Source organism: Pseudoalteromonas sp. Of11M-6 (assembly GCF_022347905.1).
Classification (GTDB): Bacteria; Pseudomonadota; Gammaproteobacteria; order Enterobacterales; family Alteromonadaceae; genus Pseudoalteromonas.
In genome coordinates this window covers 1-24,320 of record NZ_JAKRFW010000027.1, presented here as the reverse complement: position 1 = coordinate 24,320, position 24,320 = coordinate 1, and the positions used below count along the sequence as shown (strand labels likewise).

The 24,320-nt window shown below is 44.8% G+C and carries 23 protein-coding genes; 15 read left to right on the top strand and 8 right to left on the bottom strand.

Translation table 11 applies throughout. The features are described 5' to 3' along the window. Positions 1-245 precede the first annotated feature (245 nt). Positions 246-1,862: a tetratricopeptide repeat protein gene (locus tag MHN32_RS13985; protein WP_239422116.1), complete on the top strand. Its 1,617-nt coding sequence runs from the start codon at positions 246-248 to the stop codon at positions 1,860-1,862. A 31-nt stretch (positions 1,863-1,893) separates the two neighbouring features. Here the strand turns inward: MHN32_RS13985 and MHN32_RS13980 are convergent, their stop codons facing one another. Then, positions 1,894-2,367, bottom strand: a complete 474-nt coding sequence (locus MHN32_RS13980) for a hypothetical protein (RefSeq protein WP_237117237.1) — start codon at positions 2,365-2,367, stop codon at positions 1,894-1,896. 368 nt (positions 2,368-2,735) lie between these two features. Here MHN32_RS13980 and MHN32_RS13975 point away from each other — a divergent pair, with 368 nt between their 5' ends. The 3 genes from MHN32_RS13975 to MHN32_RS13965 all read left to right on the top strand — a co-directional run bounded on the left by MHN32_RS13975 (position 2,736) and on the right by MHN32_RS13965 (position 7,911). Next, positions 2,736-4,337, top strand: coding sequence for a hypothetical protein (locus tag MHN32_RS13975; RefSeq protein ID WP_239422114.1), 1,602 nt, complete (start codon positions 2,736-2,738; stop codon positions 4,335-4,337). Between the two features lie 50 nt (positions 4,338-4,387). After that, entirely contained in the window at positions 4,388-6,376 is a 1,989-nt protein-coding gene (locus MHN32_RS13970) for a hypothetical protein (RefSeq protein WP_239422112.1), read from the top strand. An 89-nt stretch (positions 6,377-6,465) separates the two neighbouring features. Next, positions 6,466-7,911, top strand: a complete 1,446-nt coding sequence (locus MHN32_RS13965; RefSeq protein WP_239422110.1) for a metallophosphoesterase — start codon at positions 6,466-6,468, stop codon at positions 7,909-7,911. A 17-nt stretch (positions 7,912-7,928) separates the two neighbouring features. Here MHN32_RS13965 and MHN32_RS13960 read toward each other — a convergent pair whose 3' ends face one another. After that, positions 7,929-9,128, bottom strand: coding sequence for an MFS transporter (locus tag MHN32_RS13960; RefSeq protein WP_239422109.1), 1,200 nt, complete (start codon positions 9,126-9,128; stop codon positions 7,929-7,931). 107 nt (positions 9,129-9,235) lie between these two features. Here MHN32_RS13960 and MHN32_RS13955 point away from each other — a divergent pair, with 107 nt between their 5' ends. Next, entirely contained in the window at positions 9,236-9,814 is a 579-nt protein-coding gene (locus MHN32_RS13955; protein WP_239422107.1) for a TetR/AcrR family transcriptional regulator, read from the top strand. Positions 9,815-9,844: 30 nt separating this feature from the next. Here the strand turns inward: MHN32_RS13955 and MHN32_RS13950 are convergent, their stop codons facing one another. The 3 genes from MHN32_RS13950 to MHN32_RS13940 all read right to left on the bottom strand — a co-directional run bounded on the left by MHN32_RS13950 (position 9,845) and on the right by MHN32_RS13940 (position 13,207). After that, positions 9,845-10,375 (bottom strand): hypothetical protein, encoded by a 531-nt coding sequence (locus MHN32_RS13950; protein ID WP_239422106.1) that lies wholly within the window; start codon positions 10,373-10,375, stop codon positions 9,845-9,847. Positions 10,376-10,389: 14 nt separating this feature from the next. Next, positions 10,390-10,971 carry a hypothetical protein gene (locus MHN32_RS13945; protein ID WP_239422104.1) on the bottom strand — a complete coding sequence of 194 codons (582 nt, stop codon included), beginning with the start codon at positions 10,969-10,971 and terminating at the stop codon, positions 10,390-10,392. 109 nt (positions 10,972-11,080) lie between these two features. Continuing rightward, a complete protein-coding gene (locus MHN32_RS13940; RefSeq protein WP_239422102.1) occupies positions 11,081-13,207 on the bottom strand; it encodes a TonB-dependent siderophore receptor in 2,127 nt (708 codons plus the stop codon). A gap of 327 nt (positions 13,208-13,534) precedes the next feature. Between MHN32_RS13940 and MHN32_RS13935 the strand changes: the two genes are divergently transcribed. Continuing rightward, positions 13,535-14,689 (top strand): PepSY-associated TM helix domain-containing protein, encoded by a 1,155-nt coding sequence (locus MHN32_RS13935; protein ID WP_239422100.1) that lies wholly within the window; start codon positions 13,535-13,537, stop codon positions 14,687-14,689. 6 nt (positions 14,690-14,695) lie between these two features. Then, on the top strand, positions 14,696-15,169 hold the full coding sequence (locus MHN32_RS13930) for a hypothetical protein (protein ID WP_174168474.1): 474 nt from the start codon (positions 14,696-14,698) through the stop codon (positions 15,167-15,169). Between the two features lie 161 nt (positions 15,170-15,330). On the opposite strand, the gene ggt is transcribed toward MHN32_RS13930, so the two are convergent. Continuing rightward, entirely contained in the window at positions 15,331-17,073 is a 1,743-nt protein-coding gene (gene ggt, locus MHN32_RS13925) for a gamma-glutamyltransferase (protein WP_239422098.1), read from the bottom strand. 311 nt (positions 17,074-17,384) lie between these two features. On the opposite strand from ggt, the gene MHN32_RS13920 reads away from it, so the two are divergent. Continuing rightward, on the top strand, positions 17,385-17,567 hold the full coding sequence (locus MHN32_RS13920; RefSeq protein ID WP_010604114.1) for a hypothetical protein: 183 nt from the start codon (positions 17,385-17,387) through the stop codon (positions 17,565-17,567). Positions 17,568-17,599: 32 nt separating this feature from the next. After that, positions 17,600-17,812, top strand: coding sequence for a hypothetical protein (locus tag MHN32_RS13915; protein WP_010604115.1), 213 nt, complete (start codon positions 17,600-17,602; stop codon positions 17,810-17,812). Positions 17,813-17,858: 46 nt separating this feature from the next. Here MHN32_RS13915 and MHN32_RS13910 read toward each other — a convergent pair whose 3' ends face one another. Both MHN32_RS13910 and MHN32_RS13905 read right to left on the bottom strand, forming a co-directional pair. Beyond that, positions 17,859-18,476, bottom strand: coding sequence for an HAD family phosphatase (locus MHN32_RS13910; RefSeq protein ID WP_239422096.1), 618 nt, complete (start codon positions 18,474-18,476; stop codon positions 17,859-17,861). Between the two features lie 96 nt (positions 18,477-18,572). Next, on the bottom strand, positions 18,573-19,499 hold the full coding sequence (locus MHN32_RS13905) for a LysR family transcriptional regulator (RefSeq protein WP_239422095.1): 927 nt from the start codon (positions 19,497-19,499) through the stop codon (positions 18,573-18,575). Positions 19,500-19,611: 112 nt separating this feature from the next. On the opposite strand from MHN32_RS13905, the gene MHN32_RS13900 reads away from it, so the two are divergent. The 6 genes from MHN32_RS13900 to MHN32_RS23870 all read left to right on the top strand — a co-directional run bounded on the left by MHN32_RS13900 (position 19,612) and on the right by MHN32_RS23870 (position 24,299). Continuing rightward, a complete protein-coding gene (locus tag MHN32_RS13900; RefSeq protein ID WP_227387299.1) occupies positions 19,612-20,031 on the top strand; it encodes a lactoylglutathione lyase in 420 nt (139 codons plus the stop codon). Positions 20,032-20,044: 13 nt separating this feature from the next. Then, the gene (locus MHN32_RS13895; RefSeq protein WP_102056384.1) at positions 20,045-21,166 is read left to right on the top strand and encodes an alkene reductase; all 1,122 of its coding nucleotides are present in this window, start codon (positions 20,045-20,047) and stop codon (positions 21,164-21,166) included. Next, a complete protein-coding gene (locus tag MHN32_RS13890) occupies positions 21,163-21,714 on the top strand; it encodes a YbhB/YbcL family Raf kinase inhibitor-like protein (protein WP_239422093.1) in 552 nt (183 codons plus the stop codon). Before MHN32_RS13895 ends, MHN32_RS13890 begins: the two co-directional genes overlap by 4 nt. Before the next feature lie 2 nt (positions 21,715-21,716). Next, positions 21,717-22,655 (top strand): polysaccharide deacetylase family protein, encoded by a 939-nt coding sequence (locus tag MHN32_RS13885; protein ID WP_239422091.1) that lies wholly within the window; start codon positions 21,717-21,719, stop codon positions 22,653-22,655. 12 nt (positions 22,656-22,667) lie between these two features. Continuing rightward, entirely contained in the window at positions 22,668-23,186 is a 519-nt protein-coding gene (locus MHN32_RS13880) for an ester cyclase (RefSeq protein ID WP_102056381.1), read from the top strand. Between the two features lie 159 nt (positions 23,187-23,345). Then, positions 23,346-24,299, top strand: coding sequence for a tyrosine-type recombinase/integrase (locus MHN32_RS23870; RefSeq protein ID WP_138583737.1), 954 nt, complete (start codon positions 23,346-23,348; stop codon positions 24,297-24,299). Positions 24,300-24,320 lie beyond the last annotated feature (21 nt).

Here is a 24,320-nt window from a genome sequence, read left to right as displayed (position 1 = left end):
TTTCCTTATGGATTGATTTCCAGCTTCTTCAGCTGGGCCTTAATTAGCAACAAGACCATACCAAAAACACATTAAACTAACAATATTAACAAGTCGAGACTTGGTCGTACTGGCAAGGTTAAGCGACAGCAGCTAGGCAGCGACAAAATACAAAAAGTAGTCTACCTAAGATTTATTAAAGGCAGACACGACTTTTTGTTATCACTATATTAATATGTAAAAACAATGTATCTAGACTAATATTTATGCCTTTGCTTGCTTTGTTTTTCGCATTACTGCTCGTTGTGTTACCGGCGCATGGTTCAGAATGCCCAAGTGCTAATAATGCTAACCTCACAAGCCAAATTTTGTCTTGTAAGCAACATCTTGAAACGCTTGAACCCAACGGTGCTCAAGCTTTTGATGCACATCTTGAGCTTGTGAGCTTGTATCGTCGAGCGGGTGACATAAAGCTCAGCAATCAAATACTGGATGAGTTGATGGCATGGAAGTTAACCACACTTCAGCGCTTTCAGGTGTTAAGACAAAGTGGTATTAATCGTTACCGCCAGCGCAATTATATTCAAGCGCTGGAGAGCTTCCACGAAGCGCAAACGCTTGCGGCTAAGTTGCAACAAAACGAACTCCTGGGTAAATCGGCAAACGATTTAGCTAATGCTTATCAGGCACTCGGAGATCTAGATACCGCCCTTACTTTATTTTTAGAAAGCTACCAAATAGCGAAAGCAACAAATGACCTGCAGAGACAAGCGATCACACTTAATAATTTAGGGAATGTGTCGAGGGATATTAATCAGTTGGATGATGCCATTCTCTCATTTCGTCAAGCCCATGCGCTCCACCAACAAGCCGGCGACCAGGTCAAAGCGAACCACACCTTGCTAAGCATAGCGGAAGTCTTCTACAAAAAGCGCGACTACAACAAAGCAACTGAAATCATTGAAGATTTACTTCAACCTTTGACACAAAGTGGCGCCTATACCCAATTGTCTCGAGCCTATTTATTATTGGCCGAAATTGCCATTGCTCAAAATCATATCGCTCAGGCACAACAGCAACTTGCTTCATTTAAACGTACTCGGCAACTAATTCAACACGGTAAAGTGGATCAGCGAGCACTGCTTATTGAAGCCAAACTCAAGCAGCTTGAGGGCGATAACCTAACAGCACAAACGATACTTAAACAGGGGCTTGAAGCACATAATCAGCAAAATAGTCAGCTTACGGAGTTATTTTACATTGCCTTATTGCAGTCCCAACTACAAACACACGCTTATAAAGAAGCGGTAGAGACCGCACAGCGTTATAATGACATGCTTAAAACTAGTCGTGTACAAAGTGAAAACCTTTATCAATTTCGCCTTCAAAGCGCTAACGTCTTGACCGCGCCTAAGCGCCAAACAGAGACAAGCATGTTGTCTCATGTACTCGTCGGGTTTATCACATTTTTAGCAGGTGTTTTGGTTACTTACTGCTTTATTCGCAATACCGCCCGCGCCGATACTCATGGCGTGCACAGTAAACATACGAGCATTGATGAACAGGCCGCTAGACAATTAATGGTTGAGGTAATGACACTCACTTTGACGCTTTGGGAGCAAAGTAGTGGCAAAACTCGTGTCGAATTAGCGGAAGAAAGCAAAGTGTGGAAAGTGAATATCGATGATGGTCGCTTACGAGTGCGCACTCTTGAACGCTATCTTAATATCAAAACGCTGCCCAAAAAGCCGCGTATTCGAAATATTGTTACCACGGCACAATATGTACTCACTCAATGCCAAGACGCTAATTTCGATACTGCGCCCCTTTCTCAAAAAGTTGCACAACTGGAGCAAATCATAGCGTGCTCCAACGCTACTTGATGTATACAACAAAGGGGCTTTTGCCCCTTCTCTAGTTATCCGTCGCGGTCTCACATAAATAGCATGCTAAAGTCACGCCCATACCGGCATCATACTCTTGGTGATGACGGTCTCCTTTGAATTCAAAAGGTCCTTCAAAGCGTGGATACACTGTCATATCAGGTTTTAGGCTATTACTAAAGCCTTTCATATTATGATGTAGAGATTGACACATTTTATTACCCATATCATAAGCAAGTCGCCAATCATCAAACTGGCCACAATCTAGTCGTGGTGTAATACGACCAGGAATACTCTGCTTAGGACTGGTACAAACGTTACTTCCTTCACTATGTAAATATTTAAAGGTGCCAGCAGTTAATGTCATTTTACCTAGCAAAATCGTTTGCCGCTTTGGACATTTCGCCCCATCAGCAACTTCGAGCTGCGCTATCATTTCTGGGCTATGGGCTTGTACAAAGCTCGCAATCAAAGTTGCTCCCAATACTACTATTACTCGTCTCATAACTGTCTCCTTATTGGTTATGACACCGTTACTCGATTGCGAATGTACTCACGCTGAGACTCCAATAACGGCGATAGCAAAATCCTGCCTCAAGCGAATATTGATTGCAGCAAAAGTTACGGGGCAATTGGGTAAATTCGGGTAAAAATATAAGCAGACCTTTGATATTTAAGTTTTTATTTACCACAGCTTGATATCAAAACTTACCTAACCCAATGCGTCCGTTTAATATCAAAGGTTTTACCCAAGTTGACCCTAACTGGCCCTACAACCTCCTATTCAATCGCTGAAAAAGTTTCCAACATCACAAGGCAAGTTAACAATGCATGAGGCATGTTGACTCAGCACAACGATGAAGGAATAGAAAAATGAAACAGAGAAATTTCACCCCAAAGTTAGTCAGCCTAGTTACCAGCACGTTGTTACTGGGTAGTATTTCACTACAAGCCGCAGAAGAATATGGAGAAATGGCCCCCTCTCAAGTAAGCCCAGAAGTGTGGCAAGCCATTTCAAACTGGTCTCAAGACCGTGTTTCCTTGCTTGAATATATCTCCGACAACGACGAAGAATATGAATTAGACCGCTATGTCGATAGCTTGATCCGCGACTATCGAGATGGAGAGATACTAAGCCAAGCAAAAGCTTTAGATCAAAACGTGTTATCAGCATGGGAAAATGCTTTTACCGAGCAAACGCCTGAAGATAACTTTTTCTTTACTCGATATCTTATTCAATTTAAACCGACGGTATTCGAAAAATGGACGCAACAGCAAAAAGTGCCAACGCTCAGCCAACATTTAGAGCGAAATGCACCGCAGCTTTACAGCACTTGGCATAAGGAATACGCAGCTCCTAAACGTAAAGGGCTCTCGGTACTTGAATACGATAGGACGCTACCGTCAGGTATTCTTGCCGAATTAAAAGAATTGCTGACTAAAAAACCCATCTTCGGACCTAAGTCACAATGCTCGTGTCAGATGGTGACCCCTTCAACCAGCACAGGCCAAGTGGTCACTAACTACCCATCAACCCAGACGCCTTGGAGCACATCCACCAGCGATGGTAGTGGTTTTTCTAAGCACCATGCTTATGTCAATACCTCAGCCTACGGCGCCTTTCACTCAGCTAAGGGGAAACGTTGGTCAAAAAATAAAGCGCTCAGTTTCGACAACACCTCAGCCCATCACTCGACAGAGTTCCACGTCAAAATGTTGTGTGCAGACACAGGGGGATTTGCATGTAATCAAAGTAATGCCTGTTCGGGCAATTTAGAAGTCAGAGGCACTTATTCAGCTCGCTACCATGTAACTGGGCAAGCTAAAAAAATCTGGTCAAAAGGTACCAACTCACACGCAACCGACGGCGCAAAATTTGCGGTCGATTTGCCAGGAGCTGCACCTGAAGTCATCTTGTTTAATAAAGCCGGTGGCGCAGCCATGGGATATAACACCACATGGAATTTAAACTCCACCATTGGAGTCGTTAAAGCCGCACTTGGCATTACTTCTGCAATCGTCAATGGCAACCCTGGCAGCTTGCTTGATGGTCAATTGGCCGATGCGCTCATCACCAACTTGGCAGGCATGATCACGCGTTCGGGTAATCAAGCCAGTGTTACCACCACAATGCGCGCGCGCTTTGATTCGTCCGACGTCAGCCCTTTCTTGTTGCAACCCAATGAGGTGTATCACTTTACCCTTGATTCGAAAGGTCGGGTGCAAGCCAGAGGCTACGGTGGTTATTCGGACAGTCATTACGAATATGGTAGCTCAGGCGCGGTGATGTATGCGGCAAATCACTTTACCTGTGGCAGCAATGTCAATGCTCCAGCACCAACAGGGTTATGGTTCTATTCGTCACAATCAGGTCCTGATAGCGACGCATCATTACGTAGTGACGTTGAAAACTGGCTCTCTGTGCAGCTCAACAAACCCGTTAATGCAGGCCAACGCCAAGGCATCATTCACTAGGTTTTTGTTAAGGGTGGCTATGCGCTGCCCTACTCCAATAAGGAAAGATTATGAATAAGTTCATCGCCACCACGCTTACCTGCTGGGCTTTGTCTTTAAGCGTTAACGCCTCAGCAGAGTCAGAGCACTACGACACATCAACCCTACCGCTATTATTTCACGCTGGTCAACAAGGTTATCAAGCCCTTTCACCTTGGTATTCTTTTCAATATCAGGACCAAAGGATCACCTTACAAACATGCGCAGAAGATGCCTGCAAACAAACGTTGCAATTTCCCCAATTAGAGCAAACCGCACCATTCAATAGCGAGACGTATGAGCCCAGCTATCAAGGTGAAGCTGGAAACATGAAAAAGTTAGAGAGTTACTCTCAACTCCAGCTCGGTTATCTAAAAGAAAACAGACTCTATGCCAGCGGCAATCAACGGCGCTTACTGTTCACGTTACAACTCGCGTCGGGTAAAGCTGAGTTACCCTTTGTGTTTAATGATAACTATGACGAATCTCTGACAAAAGACAAGTCATCCCTTACTCGAAGTTCCCCCTCCTGCGCCAAAGCCTGTAATACCACTTGGCAAGCATTTAGCGTGGATAAATCTGGCCAATATAGTCCGGCTATTTTTGTTCGAGATGAAACCGGAAATTGGCTTATTCAAAGTACTCACGACGCCATTCGCATTGAACTTACCACCTTAATCGGACAATATCAGCCGCCGGCGCTGCGCCATCACCACAATGACACCACACAGTCTAGCTATTCATTGAATGACGATAGTTTAATTGTTACTCGCCAAGCTGATAGCGTATCTCGCCACACCCTTAATCAAACTCAGGTTGTTGGCCTAAGTGATAAGCATTGGTTGCTGCTTCAAAATACCGACCTCACCCTCACGGATACCCGCTCAAATATACAAGCCAAGCGTCCAATCGCACAACTTGAGCTATCACGCCCACTGGCAAGCTATCTTGATAACGATCGCTTATATCTATTGGGATTATCACCAAGAGACGCTGTGATTAAACCGTCGCAGCAAACGATTATGACGCAGTATCCAAAGCTTCATGAAGACGCCCTCGTTGCCACCTCTCTACTAGAACTAGATTTAGGGCTACAGGTTATTTCGGCCACAACAATATTTATTCCTGACACCGAGTTTGCTGATATTCGCATTACTCGCAATGCTTGGGGAATATTGGTTAGCTCCGGCGAAGTTTCGGCACGTTCAACAACACATGCGTATGAAAGCAACCAATCGGCATCTGCAATGTCTGGCTGCCCGATGATAGCCAGTGGCTATGGGTATGGCTTGCTATGCTGGAAGGCATTAAATAACCCAACACTCACCTATACTCCCAATGCCGCAAGCACAATGATCCCAACGACGGTAGTTGACAACACAACGCCAAATCTAATGAATCAATTAGAAAACAATCAATATGGGATTATTTTTAAAAATGGGGCAACGCCAACCGATCCGGGTGGAGTGTGGACTCATCCAGATAATGTTGCCACCAGTAAGGAAGGTTTAGGATTGGCTGTGGCCATGTACCATTATCGCTGGGGATCACCTGTCGCGGCAAATATCGTCTACCCATCAGGAAGCCCCGCACATCCTGTGATGTTTAGAAAGGCGGAGTATCAAGCGGCGAATAGCAGTAATTTGCCACATAATGTTTGTAATCATTTTGCTGCCAGCTCAGGTTACCCTGAGTATCAGGCGGCTGATGCTTGTATGACACAGCCAGGTTTTGGCCTATTTAGCCTCGAAGATCTTACCTTCGACCGTTGGCAAGGAGGGAATTATTATCCGAACCAAACAGTCAGTGGGCAGGATAATTCTTGGTTTCCTTGGTATACCAACTTTGTTGGCGATCCACCGGTAACAGAAATCTTTGAGCAGGCCTCGAGTGCTGAAATGCTTGCACGATTGCAATTTAACCTAGCGCAGTTTGGTAAAATCAACCAAGACACCTATGTTAACGGCACACGCTTTAGCCAAGACACAGTCACCGGCTTCTACCGCTGCAGCCACCAATAACCAGCAGAAGCAAGATATTCGTATTCGAAACTCGCAAATTGTTAACAATGCATTAAACTTCATTCAACTGTTCAAAAAGGAATGAAGTCATGCGTATCATCATCGCCATTGCGACGCTCAATTTAATTGCTTGTAGCAGCACGTTTGCAGTCCAACAAGCGAATACCAAAGTATTAGGCGCTTACTCAATGTTCGCGCCTTCCACTACTGAAGCTCCGAATATCTACGCGCGCGCCGTTGTTGACGGCGTGCTCAGCGACGCCAATCAATGCCCAAGCTTGCTCTTTGGTAAAAAATCCATGCCGATGCAGTTGCGAGCAATGCGTCCGAACCAAACACACTTTCCGGTCACTGTATGCGAGGCAAAAATCTCCCCAAACACGGCTTATACCATCAGTGGTAGCCAGTTCTCGTTAGCGCCCGTGACATTCGATCCGAATAAAATTGCGGTTTTTGGCGACACTGGCTGTAAGTCATCCGTTTGCGAAAACAACACTGCAGCAGAGCCGTTTAAAACCCTCGCAGAGCAAGGGACAAAGCAACAACCGCAATTGTTGCTCCATATGGGGGATTTCAACTATCGAGGCACCGGTGGTGCGATTTCCGGTGATACCTATGCTTATGACGCAGGCGATGGTGGATATGGCGGTACTAGCTGCGGTCTTAACGATACCTACTACAGTCAAAACGCGTTAAATAGCCCAAGACCAGATACATGGAGTAACTGGCAAGCAGACTTTTTTGCCGCAACAACGGATCTTTCAGCAACCGCACCATGGATTTTTGCACGAGGCAATCATGAACTTTGTAGCCGCGCAGGAATTGGCTGGTTTTACTTTTTTGGCCCGGGAGCCAACCTTCCTGATGCCATTGAGCAACAGCAATGTCCTGCACAGGGGGATTATAATCAACCGCCACAATCTGCAAGTGCCCATATCATTGTGCAAAACTCCTATACCATCAACTTAAAACCGCTCAGTGTTTGGGTAATGGATAGCGCCAATGCCTGTGATGCCAGTGCAGACAATGGCCTAACAAAAGTCTACCAACAGCAATATCAACGACTTAATGTCAGAAGCGAACTACTCAAAGCCAAACCCATGTGGATTATGAGCCACAGACCTATTTGGGGCGTTGAAGACCCGACAACCAAAGACACACTAAACGTGATGTTGCAAACCGCGCTGAAGAACACCAGACAAGGTAAGTTGCCTGAACACGTCACTTTATCACTCGCTGGACATATGCATATTTATCAGTCTTCCACCTTTGCTGCCAGTACCGCGCGTCCTGCGCAAATCGTTGTCGGCAATAGCGGCGTCAGCCTCAGTGATACCAATGCCTTTAGCGAATTTGATTATGCACTTGATAGCCAAAACGCACTCGTTAACGAACAAGGTAAGTTCGGCTTTTTATCCATTAAGCTTGGCAAAGATGGCGCGTGGCAAGGAGAGTTTTTGGATGAAAGTGGTGCCGCTTTTCTAACCTGCAGCAGCGAAACTACAGATAAACAAGCGGTATGTCGCGCGAAGTAAGCGCGACTTTATACATCCTAATCACTGACAACTTGAGTTACTCGCCTTGTACCGCCCTGTTTTTGATACCAAGCGAGTAGCACCACGGTAGCAGCAGCGACCACTGCAACCCCAAATCCAAGATCCACGGTAAAGTGTTCAACGACCCATCCGGTCAACGCAGCCCCACCTGCGATCCCTACACCGAGTCCGGTAATTAGCCAAGTTAAGGCTTCAGTGAGTAAGTGTTTTGGTACGCTTTGCTCAACCAGACCCATGGCAATGATCATCGTTGGAGCAAACGCGAGTCCCGAAATAAACATCACTACCGCCAAACCATAAACGTGGTTAACACTGAGTAATAGCACGCTCGCGATCAATGTGAACATCGCAAAACGTACAAGCAGTACTGGCATAGACACACGCCACTTAACGGCTCCAAATCCAAACCCAGCGATACAAGAACCAAGCGCGTACATCGACAATACTAAGCTGGCCGCAATTGGCATCCCTTGCTGCTGAGCAAAAGCGATACTTAATACATCGATTGCACCAACAATTACACCGAGTGCCAATAACACTAAACTAAGCAACTTAACCGTGGAATTAGCCAGTGCGGAAGTTCGGGTCTGATTTTCACTTTGTTCTATTTTTGGTTCGGTGTCCTTTTGCGACACTAACCAGATACTGCCTATCACAAACAAAATAACCGCTAGCAACGGACCGGCTTGAGGAAAGAGCAAGCTGCTCAGTGCAATCGCAAGTGGAGGTCCTATCACAAAGGTAATTTCATCCAGTACCGACTCAAAAGAATATGCCGTATTAAGTAAGCCTTGATCTGATTGTATCGCGCTCCACCTGGCCCGAACTAAAGCCGGAACACTTGGCATAATGCCCGCACACATGGCTAAAACATAGAGGCTCCAAAGTGGCGCTTGCAAGTGACTTAATAGCAACAATGCCAGCGCAGATACTGCACTAAACAAGGCCGCAGGGATCACAACCTTGCGTTGCCCTACCCTATCAATCAGTCGCGACAACTGCGGCGCAGCAAATGCCATGGTAAAGGTAAATAGCGCAGCAATGGAACCTGCAATCCAATATGAGTCATAGAGTTGCGAAAGCATGGTGATTAACCCAATCGCCATCATAGAGAGCGGCATACGAGCAATAAAACCAGCACAGCTAAAATGCTTAGTTCCTTTTGTCTTAAAAATTTCGGAGTAAGGATTATTCATTGATCTCTCCTTGAGATTATTTTCACATACAGTGTGTATGTAAAAATAATTGACATACACACTGTATGTCAATTATAAATTGCGTAGTTTTTAATAAGGATCGCAAAATGACAACAAGAAGCAGCATGATGGAGAAAACTCGCAGCGAGCTATTGGCCCAAGCCAGAGTGCTTTTTGCAAGCAAAGGATTTGCCGGGACAGCATTAGAAGAGCTGACAGCAGACGTAGGACTCACTCGAGGAGCGCTGTATCATCACTTTGGCAACAAAAAAGGGTTGTTTTACGCAGTCGTACAGCAACTAGATAGTGAAATGGATCTCCGGCTCCGTGATATTGAACGTAGTGAAACCTCACCTCAGCAAGTGCTTTTGAAACGTGCAGAAACTTACTTGGATATGGCTACGGAGCCCGAGATACAACGTATTATATTACGTGATGCGCAGTCGGTATTAGAGCCTGAACAACTCGAAAAGGCAGCGTCAGGGTGTGTGGCATCAATCACGCAGTTACTAAGTGCAATCGCACCGCAACAGAGTCCTCAAGCGCATAAAACCAGCGCTCAATTTATCAATGGTGGATTAACGAGTCTCGCACTTTGGATTGCCAATCATCAAGTACCCGATCAAGCCGTAGATGATGCAAAACATACCGCATACGAATTATTAAACCGTATTATGTTAGCTTAGGTTTTACTTAATCAGTAACAACGCGCCGAATCATTCGAGCTGTTCTAGCGTATGCATAAGACTAAACGGATGCTGTAAAAACTCGGCTTGGTAGGTTTTATTGCGAACACTTTCTGGTAGCTGGTTAAACTCCAGCTCCGTTTCAACATAATCGAAATAAACGCTGGAGCTTACCGTGTTTAGCGTATTCACGAACCTTAAGACTTCTGACTGCTTTTGCACCGCTAAATTCGCAGCAACAAGTCTGGCGAATTCGCCATATTCTTCGGCTTCACATTCCCTTTTTTGGTGAATATAAGAATAAGATAAAACAATACCTCGCTGCTGCGAGGTAATATTAAGACTGCGCAATTGCTCTTCTGTAATAGCACGCTCACTTTCGCAAGCCGCTTTTCTATCACCCAGTTGTGTTACGCTATTTAACAGCTCACTAAGCAGCGTCTTTTGAACAGGTTCAAGTTGTTCAACTGGATACTCAATAGTCGGCGTAAGATCTACTGACATTGTTTCAGCGTTAGTTTGCGGCGCAAACAATATCAAAACTAATAGCAGGGGTTTCACAAATATTCCTTTTATCACTCGTGTCCGTGAACTTGCTCCAAGCTTTGAAACAAATTAAAGTTATCTCGAAGAAAATCCGCTTTTAGCGCGGCCGTTTTAACGGTCTCAGGTAAAGCGTTAAACTCAGCCTCAAACTCAATAAAATTTGCGTAACGCCCAGAAGATAGCACGTTCATTGCTTTCACCAGCTTAAGCTCCCTCGGGCTCTTATGCATCACATAATTTATAGCGACTGTCCTTGTAAAAGCGCCAAACTCCGCAGATTCACACTGATTTTTGTTCAAACCATCAACATAAAAAAGCACAGTGGTGTAGTACTCTACATCCATTTTGAGTGAGTCCAATTGCGACCTTTTCAACACAGTCGCAACGTTGGCACATTCTATCCGTTTGTTGTGTAATCGGTTATAGCCCTTAATTAATTCAGCCATAGCGTGCTGCTCAAGGCCATGTAGTGCTAGGTCATGCAGTAAAGTGGTAAGTTCATTAGGTGGCAGCGGTAGCTGGTTAAGCACATTTTGATAGTCCGGTGTGGCGGACGCTGTACTCATATTTACTATAAAGCCAGCGACCAAAAAAGCAGGGGGTAAATTCATTGCAAAATTCCTTTTTGACTGTATTGCCTCCAAGCGTACAGTTCTTGCAATAAATAAACAATGAACAAAAGCGTGGCTCACTAGCCACGCTTAGTTAGTTTACAGTCTGCTAAAAATCATAGCTAAAACTTAAGCTGTAATTTCTCGGCGCACCATAGCGATACTGATCAAAGAAGCCAATTTGGCTGTAGTACTTTTCATCGAAGAGGTTTTCTACGTTGAGCTGTAGCGCCATATTGTCTGCCAGTGCGTAGTTTGCCATCAAGCTAACCAGTGCATAAGCATCTTGCTCTAGCCTATCGTTGCCCGTTACTGAATAAGTGTCATCCTGCCAGTTCACGCCACCACCAATCGTCAACTCAGGTAAAGCATTCACAAATTGGTAAGTCGTATACAACTTAAATTGCTTTCTTGGGTTATCCGTATTCACTTCAACGCCGTTGGCATCCTCAGCTTTGTATTGTGAATAACCCAAATGCACATCAAAACCGTCAGTTAACTGACCCACCACTTCAAATTCGAAGCCTTTACTGGTTGTGCCTTCAGCAGCATATTGCGCGACTGTATTTACCGAACCAGGAACTATGTATCCAACATCATCTTGAGCTAGGTTATCTTGTTCGATTTGGAAAATCGCCAATGTTGTTTGCAGCGTGTCGTCTAGATAGGTACTTTTTAGCCCCACTTCGTATGATTTTCCTTTGATTGGATCAAGGAAATCACCATTACGGTCTTGGGCATTTTGCGGCTGGAATATTTCAGTGTAACTTGCATACACTCGCTGCGTTGTCGACAAGTCGTACAAGGCACCAGCGTATGGTATAAATACGCCATTGTCGCCAAAATCAGTGATGACGCCATAGCTTTCGCCTTCGCGCTGCCAGCTCGACAAACGACCACCCGCTATTACTTTAAGTTCATCGCTAAGATTTAGCCTTGTTGCGGCGTAGAACCCTTTTTGCTCGGTATCCATATCTTGAGCAACTGAGGTTTCTGTGCCCCACGTCGGCTCAGGAAAATTACCATCCCACTCGTAAAAATTGCCGACTGGCAAAAAGGCATTATCGAGCGCAGCAAAAGTGAGGGTATCGGCGCTTTGCTCACTGTAAAGCGCGCCAGTTACGAAATCATGCTCACGACCAGCGAGTTGATAAAAACCTTTAAGCTGGATATCAAAGCTGTCTTGGTTACTTTCACCTGTACTTTTATAGGGCCAAGACGCTAAGCCCTCACCTGTTGTTTTATCCAACGTGCCGAATAAATACAGCAGCTCTGTATCTTGCTCGTATTTCAGCTTGTTGTAATTGGCGACCAGTTCCCAACCATTTGCAAAGTTGTGGCTAAAGTTCACAAAAGCATTGGTGCCAGTAGTTTGCCACTCAGTCCAATTTGCAGCTGTGGTTTTTTCGACTTCCCAGTCTGTCTTACTTCCATCGGTAAAGAAAGTAGGTAATGCCCCCCAAGTTGGACTGGTAGGGTCGTTACGCTGATAGCTTGCACCAACGCGGATCGTCGAATGCGTGCTTAAATCCGCTTCCAGTACCCCATAAAGCACGGTACTTTCGTCAGAGAAGAGATCTAGATACGAGTCACCTTCTTCATACTTCGCGACCACTCGTCCACGCACACTGCCATCGTTAGTTAATCCATTGGCAACGTCCACCATCACTTCTTTATTGTTCCAGCTTCCCAAAGAGACACTGGCAAAACCTGTGAGGTCGGTGCTATTTGCATGTTTGCGTACTAGGTTAATAGAAGCTGAAGGATCGCCCGCGCCGGTTAATAACCCCGTCGCACCACGCACAAACTCCACGCGCTCATATATCGCAACATCCGCGATGGTTTCACCTGAATCACCTGCCAAACTCCATGACAAAGGAACGCCGTCAATTTGATAATTGGTAATGTCAAAGCCACGTGACTGCAACGAATTACGAACATTATCAACTTCTTTCGCTGACACCCCAATCGCATTTAACACAGTATCGGTTAATGTATCGAGTTTTTGCTCTTTGATCCGTGCAGCGGTAATAACACTAACAGATTGCGGCGTCTCAAGAAGTGATAACCCTAAGCCAGTTGCGGTGTCTATCACTTCATTGACGGTGTATTTTCCCGTCACAACTATTTTTTCAATTTCTTCTTTATCTTGCTGTGCTGCTTGCACCTGTAATGCTGACGTGCCGAGCGCTGCCATAACAGCAAATGAGAGCGTTTTGAGAGGCAGAGTGTTCACTGGGTTCATCCTAATATTGTAAAAATCGAAATGATCATAATGCAGATGATAACCATTAGCAATAACATTAAGGTAAATTACAACCAGTTTCGAACCCGATTTAAGGAACGTTCCCAAAATAAGTAACCAACTAATTTAAAACAACTTTCCTATAAAAGAAACAAGAAAGATAAACCGCTAAACGAATAAAACATGCCATTTAACGCACATCCAAATGAATATAATTGCCATTTACACTTTTAAAAAGATATACTTTATTTACATTTTTGCGCAAATACTCCCTCAGCTTTAATTTGTCGCCGTCATTCAAAGAACTAGGAACACACAATGGCAAAGAAAATAAGCAACAAGTTTTGGTTTCAGTTGCATGGTTGGTTTTCACTGCCAATATGGCTACTGTTTTGCTTTATTTGTATCACAGGCACCATTTCCGTTTTCAGCCATGAACTTACATGGCTTACCAACCCTGATTCTCGGGCATATAACCCCAGTCAGGTAAGTGAGATGTCAGCGGGCTCAGTGTTACGCGCGTTTAAGGATGAGCACCCAAGTGCAGATGTCATGGGGCTCAATGTGAGAGAGCCCTATTTGACCTATGTGGTGATGTTTACCGACGTCGACAAGCCCTATGCGCTTGCATACGTAAACCAGTACACAGGGGCTGTTCAGGAAATAAATGACGGCAATACGTTTATTAACTTTATGCGTTCATTACATGGCTGGCTGCTATTTCCATGGCAAAACGGCTACAGTGTTGGTTACTATTTAGTGGCGTTTATGTCACTGATCCTACTGGGCGCGTTGATCACAGGCCTGGTGGTATACAAAAAGTTTTGGTTAGCGTTTTTTCAGTTTAAGCTGCGTAAATCACAAGGAGGTCGTACCCTTGCCGCTGACATCCATAAACTCAGTGGAGTATGGTCGCTTTGGTTTATGACCGTAATGAGCCTCACCGGACTGTGGTATTTAACGCAAGCGGTGCTGTGGCATGCTGGTGTTGAACTAGAACATCATGAAACATTAAATGCAGCGGATATACCCAACTCAACAATAAACGCGAATGCAGTGGAAACCAGTGTTGACCTAGCGCTCGGTGAAATCCAACAGCAGTACACTGACTTTCGCCCAAGTTACATCATGCTACCTGAGCATAACCGCGATACGCTCAAAATCAGTGGCGCAAACGACTACGTACTCTATGACGATTACAGCATAAATATTGCCTACAACACTTGGAATGATACTGTCGTTCATCATGCAAACCCTGATTCAATGACAGGCTTACAAACGGTTATGCACATCACAGATCCACTGCACTACGGCACCATAGGAGGGATCTGGACCAAAGTCATTTGGTTTATTTTTGGCTGTATTTTATCCGGGATGTCGGTCACTGGATTTATCATGTATCAGCTTCGGACCAAACGCGCGCGTAGCCAAGAACGGAGCAATGCAAGACAACTAAAAGCACAGCAAGGGTAAATCGCCATGAATGCAGTCAAACGCTTTATACAACACAATAAATATTGGTTAAATGCCCTATTGCTGGTGTTGCCAGCTTGGTTTTATTATCAATCATTACATCCAGAGTTTCCCGCTCCATTGGCGGAGCAAACACTTGGAGAGTACAGCATTACACCAATGCCTTTTGACGACAAGCCGCCATACATCCACGATAACTTATACGTCAAAGACTTCTTACTACTGTTCAATAAAGGTGACGTTGAATCTGTGCGCCAAGGCTATCTCAATATCGGCCCCAACGCGATGCCACTTGCACAGCTTATGAAGCATGAGCTCGGGATCCTTCACGGCACAAAACACGGTCAACACGTACATGCTTTAGCAAAGAAAACATTATCAAAAGACGACAAGGTTTGGCTGACGATTGAAACTTGGCAAGGCGAAGTCATCGTCATGAATTGGCCACTGCCAGAGTATTTAATCAAAGAAAGCGCATAGAAAAGGGGCATCTCGCCCCTACTCGATTTGAATTACACTTAAGACTCAATGGAAATCAGGATATTAATTTTGCTATTTAGTTGTTCTAAATGAGAAATTTTTAACGAAGCTAATATGCTATTTCACCCTTCAAATTGATTAGAGAATTAATTCAATTGGTATTAGTACCCCACCGCAGCGCTATCTGCGCGCCTTGGATCTGAGGAGCCAAATAGACCTTTATCGGTAAGCATGATTGACTGGGTTGAGCCCATCGCATTCTGCTCTGAAAGTTTGTGTCCTTTGTTTTCTAGTAGACGTCGAGTATCCACATTTAAGCTACGTTCAATACGAATTTCATCTGGTAACCATTGGTGGTGAATACGCGGAGCCACGGTTGCTTCAGCGATGTTCAAACCATGATCAATAACATTCATAATGATTTGTAGCGTGGTGGTGATAATACGCGAGCCACCAGGGCTACCCGTTACCAAAAAGGGTTTACCTTCTTTCATTACAATCGTAGGTGTCATTGAGCTCAGCGGGCGCTTCTTGCCTTCAACGGCGTTAGCTTCTCCACCAACCAAGCCAAAACCGTTTGGTGTGCCGGGCTTTGCCGAGAAATCATCCATTTCGTTGTTAAGTAGAATGCCAGTGCCAGCCGCGACAATACCTGAGCCATAGCTAAAATTGAGCGTGTAAGTGTTACTCACCGCATTGCCCCACTTATCTACCACAGAATAATGCGTGGTTTGGTTACTCTCATAAGGTAATAATTTACCGGGCTTAATCTCGCGGCTTGGCGTCGCTTTGTCTGCATTAATTTGTTTACTACGCTGCTTTGCATATTGCTTATCCACCAATGCTTTAACGGGTACGTCGTAGAAATCGGGGTCGCCCAAATATTCGCTGCGGTCAGCATACGCACGCTTCATGACCTCAGCCATTAAATGGACGGTAGCTGCGCTATTATGCCCAAGCTCACCAATAGGGTATTGCTCCAGCATGTTAAGCATCTCTATGATATGCACACCACCAGATGAAGGAGGCGGCATAGAAACGATGTCGTAGCCGCGATATGTACCTTTTACTGGTTCACGCTCTACCGCTTTGTAGCCTTTTAAATCATCCAGCGACATAATGCCACCTGCTGCTTCTACCGCAGCAACAATTTTCTTTGCTGTCTCGCCCTGATAAAAGCCTGCACTGCCTTTTTCGGCAACAAGTTCCAAAGAGTGAGCCAAGTCAGCCTGCACCAGCCATTCATTTGGCTTATAGCTGCTACCATCTTTTTTATAAAACACGGCCTTAGACGCCGGTACATCGAGCATTCGTTCTTTAATATAATAATGAGAAAGCGAGTTAGCTAAATCAGAGGTCACTTTAATGCCATCACGCGCCAATTTTATTGCAGGCTGAATAACTTGGCTAAGTGTCATGGTGCCGTATTTTTCGAGTGCTAACTCCATCCCCATAACAGTTCCGGGAACGCCCACGGCAAGGCCGTGCTGAAGGCTTAGCTTTGGGTTTACCTCGCCGTTTTCATCAATAAAGATGTCTTTGTGCGCACGGCTCGGCGCCATTTCGCGATAATCAATCGCAATGGTTTTATTCTCTTTTGCCAGATGCACTAGCATAAAGCCACCACCGCCGATATTTCCGGCCCTTGGCAAAGTCACGGCCAGACTAAAACCTACTGCGACAGCCGCATCAACGGCATTACCACCTTGCTTTAAAATCTCCACCCCAACCTGACTGGCAAGTGCCTCTTGGCTAGATACCATGCCATGCTCAGCCCATATTGGCTGTGCTGTGGCTTTAGAACTAAATATTGGTGACTCGTCAGCTAGCGCCGTGTTACCAAACACAACACCCGCGCACAAGGAAACAGAGCAAGTCCACACCAAGGCTGTTAATTTACGCATCTTCATCCCGTTTTTTAATTATTCTCATGTTGCAGTGTTGCATGATTAAAAAGACCAAACAATATCGATGCGTTGGGCGACTGACAGTGCAAATTTACGTTACACCACAGTTGCTGAACCAGGCTAAAAAGCAGCTTGTCATCGAGCGTTGAAGTTACACAGGGTTGAAATAAGGCAATTAAGAAAAACATAAATTTAACATTTAAAAAACATATTTGACAAATAATTTATATTGGGTACAGTCAATAATGCAGTTTATTTTTTGTACGACTTTGTACGACAATTCAAGCTTTCACAATAAGGAAAATAAGATGAAATTAACTCTAACAAAAAGAAAGATAAAACAACTGAACCATACTGCAGGCTTGGAAAAAGCCCAAACACCAAACATCGCGGGAGGTTATTTAACCGCGGGTTGTGACAGAGAAATAACCGAGTTATGCAACACGAAAGCATTTGGTTCTTGCTATAACTGTGGCTCTCTTCGCTGTTAATACGCTTTCTTACCACCCAAAGGAAATGAAAAATGAAAATTAAACTGAATAAAAAGCCGCTTAAAAACTTAAACAATGCTCAAGCTATTGCACCACAAGCAACCCCCCAAATTGGTGGTGGTGTAAACCGTTTGACTGATTTGGACTGTGTACCGACTAACCGCCACGATTGTCGTACAGGTGCTATCTCTTGTTACGGTGATCACGACTGTGCTTTCACAAATAGACAGTATATGTGCGATTAATTCTTTTTAGGCCCGTACTTGGGCCTATTTTGGAGTCTCGACCTGCTTAAAACACTAATCCTAGCTCACGCAACTCGCGCTCAGCTTGAGACGCATTAAAGAACTGAATGCCATGTAATCCGACCTGCTTTGCACCTTCAACATTCGCTAAGACATCATCAAGAAAAACACTGTCATCTGCCGCTAGTTGGTAGCGCTCCAGTAAGTGAGTAAAAATAGCTTTGCCGGGCTTCATGCAGCCAAGCTCAGCAGAAATAATTTCTCCGTCAAAGTGTTGCCAGAAAGTATGACGCGCTTTTAGGTGGTTCACAATCTCGTGCACATTATCGGTTAGGGCATAAGCACTATATCCAGCCGTCTTAAGGCGCTGCATCAGTGAAAGCGTGCCATAAAGTGGGATCAGCGATTCTTTGATATAAAAGAACAGTTCGTCAGCTTGCTCAGAGGTTAAGTGACTGGTTTGCATAAAAGCGTGCTTGGTGTCTGCTTCAGTCAGTTCGCCTCGATTAATCGCAAACCAAATCTCACTGTGGAACAGCTGCTTAGCTAGACTCTCAACGTCGCATTGGTTGCCAAAGGTAAGCCGAACTATCTCCTCTGGTGACCACCTCACAAATACGTTACCGACGTCAAAAATTACGTGTTTAATATTGCCAATTGCCATCCTTGAACCTCTTTAGTTAGTTTAAATATGAGCGTTTATTATGCATATCTTTATCACTTACGCACGGCTAATTCGTCAGACTCCAATGAAATAAAATCAATCATGTATTTGTTGTAAATACTCGCTAAAAAAGGTGAGAAACGCTTTGACTTGGCGAGGTTGAAACTGCCTAGATGGATAAATCGCTTGCAGCGCGACTTTATCTGAGTCCGTTGGACTAAATCCCAATGTTTGAGTTGGCAACAACTCCACCAATCGCCCCGCTTTAATATCTTTGTGAACATCTAACCACGACTTGATGGTGATCCCAAGCCCTTGAATGGCCCAGTTTCGCAATACTTCTCCATCTGAACTCACTAAACAGGTAGGCACGGTTTCAATGATGGTTGCTTGCGTGTCTTTGTCGATAAAATACCAATCGTTTAGCGCCTGTCCTGCTCTTTCCAGTACTAAACAGCGATGGCGCTGTAATGCTTGATAGCAATCTGGTGTACCATACTGTTCGAGATAGTTTGGGGCAGCCACCAGCATTCTGCGGTTGTTTAACAGAGGCCGAGATATCAAACTGCTATCATTTAAATTACCATAACGAATGGCGATATCAGTGCCAGACTCAACTAATTTGACCAAGCCCTCCCCCAAGCTCAAGTTAACCACCACCTGTGGATGCTGCGTGGCAAACTCCGCAACGGCGGGAACCACGTACTGACGACCAAAGTCTGAGCTTGCTGCAATTTTGAGTGTGCCTCTCAAATCGGGATCGGCATCTTGCAGTAGCGCCTCCGCCGCCGCAACCTCCTCAATGACTCGCACACAGCCCTGATAAAACCGCTCTCCCGCTTCGGTCAGTTTGATACTTCTGGTGTTTCGAGTAAGTAAACGGGTTTTATAGTGCGCTTCAAGTGCATTGATCCGTGCGGTCATGCTCGCTGGAGAAAGCCCTAATACTCGCCCTGCCGCAGCCAGGCCATCAGAGCGCACCACTTGAACAAAAAGCGCCATATCGTCTGCTTTGCTTTTCATTATTCACCTTTTGTGAAAAGTAATTTTATATAAAAGCCAATTATCAAATATTAATAAACAAATAGACTGTTCTCAACACATAAATCGCTAACACCAATGGAGGTAACACACCATGCAGTTAGATCACTTTTTGTTTAGAGCACATGACATGGCAAAAATGGCAACCTTTTTTGAGCAAGTTCTTAGGCTTAAAGAAGGCTTACGTCCACCTTTTCCATTTCCAGGAAAGTGGTTTTATGGCGACCAACAGCAACCTTTCATTCATCTGGTTGAACAATCACCACATACCCAAGCACAGGCTGAATACCTTGGTTCTGCGCAAACCGCAAGCATGAGTACTAGCAACATAGATCATATTGCATTTCGTGGTGACGATTACCCCGGGTTAATCGCCCGACTAGAGCATTTTGGCGTTCGCTACGTGGAACGAGATGTCCCTATTAGCAATGAGCATCAAGTTTTTATCTTTGCACCTGAATCTCTAAAAATTGAAGTGCTGTTCCCACGCCACATCAACTCACTTGTCCAATAATTAGGAGAATACTATGTCTGATCCATTGTTATTTACGCAGAAAAAACTCGGTAATTTAATCTTACCAAACCGCATTTTGATGGCGCCAATGACCCGCTCTAGAACAACACAACCGGGAGATATTCCAAACCAGTTGATGGCCAAGTACTACGCCCAACGCGCTTCGGCAGGGCTTATCATTAGTGAAGCCACACAAATCTCTTGTCAGGGTAAAGGATATTCATTTACTCCCGGAATTTATACTGCTTCGCAGGTTGCTGGATGGAAAGAAATCACCCATGCAGTCCAGCAAAAAGGTGGCCGTATTTTCTGTCAGCTTTGGCATGTCGGTCGTATGTCTCACTCCACTTTTCATGAAGATGGCCAACCCGTCGCCCCCTCAGCACTGGCGCCCGACGCACAAGTGTGGGTGGTCAACGAAAAAGGAGTGGGTGAAATGGTCGATTGCCCAACACCACGCGCACTGGCAACCCAAGAAATACAGAGCATAGTCGAAGATTATGTCCATGCGGCTGAGAATGCCATGATGGCAGGGTTTAATGGCGTCGAGATCCACGCTGGTAATGGCTACTTAATCGACCAGTTTTTACGCCGCAGCTCTAATCAACGTCATGATCAATATGGTGGCTCGAAGGAAAACCGAATTCGCTTTGCGGTTGAAGTTATCACCGCGATTAGCCAAGCGATTGGACCTGAAAAAGTAGGGATCCGATTAGCGCCTTTTATTACCCAACGTGGCATGCAAGACGAAGAAGCCATTGATACTATTTTGCTCGCCGCGGAGCACTTTAACCGCTTAGGCATTGCCTATGTGCACTTAGCTGAAGCGGACTGGGATGATGCGCCGGTCGTGACGGAGAGTTTTAGGCAAGCACTAAGAAGAAAATTTCACGGCGCCATTATTGTGGCGGGAAATTACGAGCCAGAGCAAGCCGAAGCCCTTATTGAACAAGGCCTAGTCGACTTTGTGGCTTTTGGTCGCAAATTTATCTCCAACCCAGACCTCGTATACCGTCTGACTCATCAATTACCTTTGAGTCCAATCAACCCTGATGCGCCTTTGTTTGGTGGTAGCGAGCAGGGCTACACCGACTATGCAGATTTTCAACAATTAAGAGCAAAAGGTGCAATATGAAGCCATTATTACTGAACTTATCCCTAGCCTCCATGGCATTACTCGGTGCAACCAATGCAATTTCAGCACCTGAGTTTACACTAGAAAGCCCAGATCTTGTTGCCGAAAAATCTATTCGACCATTTCAATACTGGGATCAATTTGGCTGCGAGGGAAACAGCACACGGCCAACCTTAGTTTGGTCAAATGCACCTAAACAAACCAAGAGCTTTGCGGTGACATTTTACGATCAAGACGCGCCAACCGGCAGCGGATTTTGGCACTGGCAAGTGTATAACTTGCCCAAAGACACGACTCGGCTTGCAGAAACTTTACCAAGCCAAGCCATTGAAGGTAATACGGATTTAGGAAAGCCTGGGTACTTTGGCCCGTGCCCGCCTATTGGTCGCAAACATAAATACACCTTTACCGTGCATGCGCTAGATGTAGATACACTCCCCGTGCCAGCTGGTGCAACGGCACCACTTACTGGATTTTTTATCCAACAGCATAGCTTAGCGCAGGCAACACTTTCTGTGTATGCAGGCCCAAGAGCCGCAGGAGAATAACCATGCGTACCACGTTGACCACAAGTATTCGAGCGCTACTAACAGCAACCGCCTTGCTTGCAGGCACAGCCCACGGCGCTGAAATAGAGTCTGGCCATTACTGGCCTGATGATGCTCAATTGGTGATCTCTATCTCCATGCAGTTTGAAGCAACCGCGCAAGACCCAAGGGATCCTGGGCCATTTCCTCAGCAAGAAGCGGGCTACCCCGACACCGTAGCTCCTACTTGGTATCAGTATGGCATGAATGAAGGGATCCCACGATTGCTTAAGCTTTGGGATAAGCACAACGTCAAAGTGACGTCCCACATGGTAGGAAAAGCTGCAGAGCTTAATCCTAAACTTGCCAAAATGGTGGCAGAAAAAGGGCATGAAATTTCAGGTCATGGACAAAACTGGACACCACAATACTCGATGACACCCGAAGAAGAACGTGCATCTTATATTCACAGTGCAGATGTGCTTGAAAAGATCACCGGGCAAAGGCCAAAAGGCTTTAACGCATTTTGGATGCGCCATTCACAGCAAACTCTAACTATTTTGCAGTCCCTTGGTTTTGTCTATCATATTGATGACTTATCTCGGGATGAGCCTTCGTTTACCCCGGTCAATGGCAAGCCCTTCGTGGTGGTACCTTATACCTTTAGAAATAACGATATCGTGCGCTATGGCGGCAGCTCCGCAATGACAGCAAAAGCCTATTTGCAAGAGTTAAAGGACGAGTTTGACGTGCTTTATGAAGAAGGAAAATCCCAGCGCCGCATGATGTCTATTAGTGCACACGACAGACTCGCAGGCAGCCCTGCACGCGTAAAAGCACTTGACGACTTTATTCGTTACGCTAAATCGCACCCAAAGGTTAAGTTTATGCGCAAAATAGACATAGCGAAATGGACCCTAAAACAGCAAGACGTACCAACCAACCCAGAACGCGTGTTTTAGAGGTGCAAGGTAATGATTAAGCATGCTTTAATTTTAGCGCTAAGTGTCAGTGTGACTACAGCATTAGCAGCATCTAACGAAGAGTTACCCGTGGCGAAAGTTACGCAAATTTGTGACTCAGGACAATGTCAAACGGCCGCGAATGCCGCTTTGCAATACGCTGCTTTTTGGGACAGTGGAGACACTAAGTTTGCGAGACAGGCACTGAGTAACACATTTACTGATATGACATTACCAAGAGGTAGAAAACAAGGCTTGAAAGGCGTGCTAGAAGCCTCATCAGGATTTCGTCGCGCAGTGCCAGACCTGAAAGCAGAAGTCGAGCACTTATTAGTCAGTGGTTCATTTGTTACAGTACGATTACGTTTCTTTGGACACTTCAGCGGCCAGTTTGGTGTGCACCAAGGAGCAGGTCAAGCGATTGATTTTCGAGCCGTCGATGTTTACTACGTTGATGGCGAGAAAATCACTAAAAATTGGCATCTAGAAGACTACCATACGCTCTTTGAACAAATGCAGATTAACGAATAAACAATTATTGACATATACCGAGGCTCCGACTTGGAGCCTATTTAACAACGCGCTTGTATTCTACATTCCTTTAAATCAATTGATTATATACAGTTTTTATCAACAATCTGTTCTAATACAGTCACTAAATTAGGTATTAGCAAAAGTAGATTTATCGCAGTGCAATCAATAAACCAACTTTCTCAACAGTTCATTTCCCTGTGTAAAGATAAACGTAAACTCTCAGATCACACCTTGAAAGCATATCAAATTGACCTAAAGCAGTTTATGCAGGCACTTGATGAAAATAAAAGCATTAAAGATATTAGCAAAGTAGACTTATCACAGTTCCATCAATTTCTAGTTGATTCCGAGCTATCAAACACATCAATAAAGCGCAAAATGGCGTGTGTAAGGGCTATGTTCCAGTGGCTTGAGCGAGAGGAATTCATCGAGCTTAATCCTTTTCATAAATTTCAGCTAGACATTAAGCTACCCAAAAGATTGCCAAGAAACGTACCACACTCAGATTTGAAACGCTTGCTCAAACAAGCCAGAAAAAACTGTAAAAACTTATGGGTAGAATCATCAAACACATATAGCGTCAGTCAAAAGCGCATGCTAAATGAATTTACTTCACTCATCGCGTTAGAACTTATGATTAGCACAGGGATCCGAGTATCTGAGCTTGCTGGAATTTGTTTAACTGACATCTATATCAACGAAAAGAAGATTAAAATCTTAGGTAAGGGAGCCAGAGAAAGGTTTGTGTATCTCACAGACCAAGAAATAGCCAAATTACTCAAGAACTATATTGAAAGCCGCGCTATTTGCGCACCACATTGCGATCATTTACTGATTAATAGCCGTGGGGAACCCGCCTCAACGCAATTTTTACGCAAACTAATCAAAAAACTTAGTCAACAGGCATACACCCAACTCAAAGTCACTCCACACATGCTAAGGCACAGCGCTGCATGCGAACTACTTGAATCTGGCCTCGACATTCGCTTCGTTCAACGATTACTCGGACACAGTAGTATCTCAACCACGGAAATTTATACCCATGTGACCGACAACGCGCTGCAAAAGAAGATCACTAAAGCCAATGTAAGGAAACGAATTGCTAGCTAGTAAGGATAACTAGGAATTATG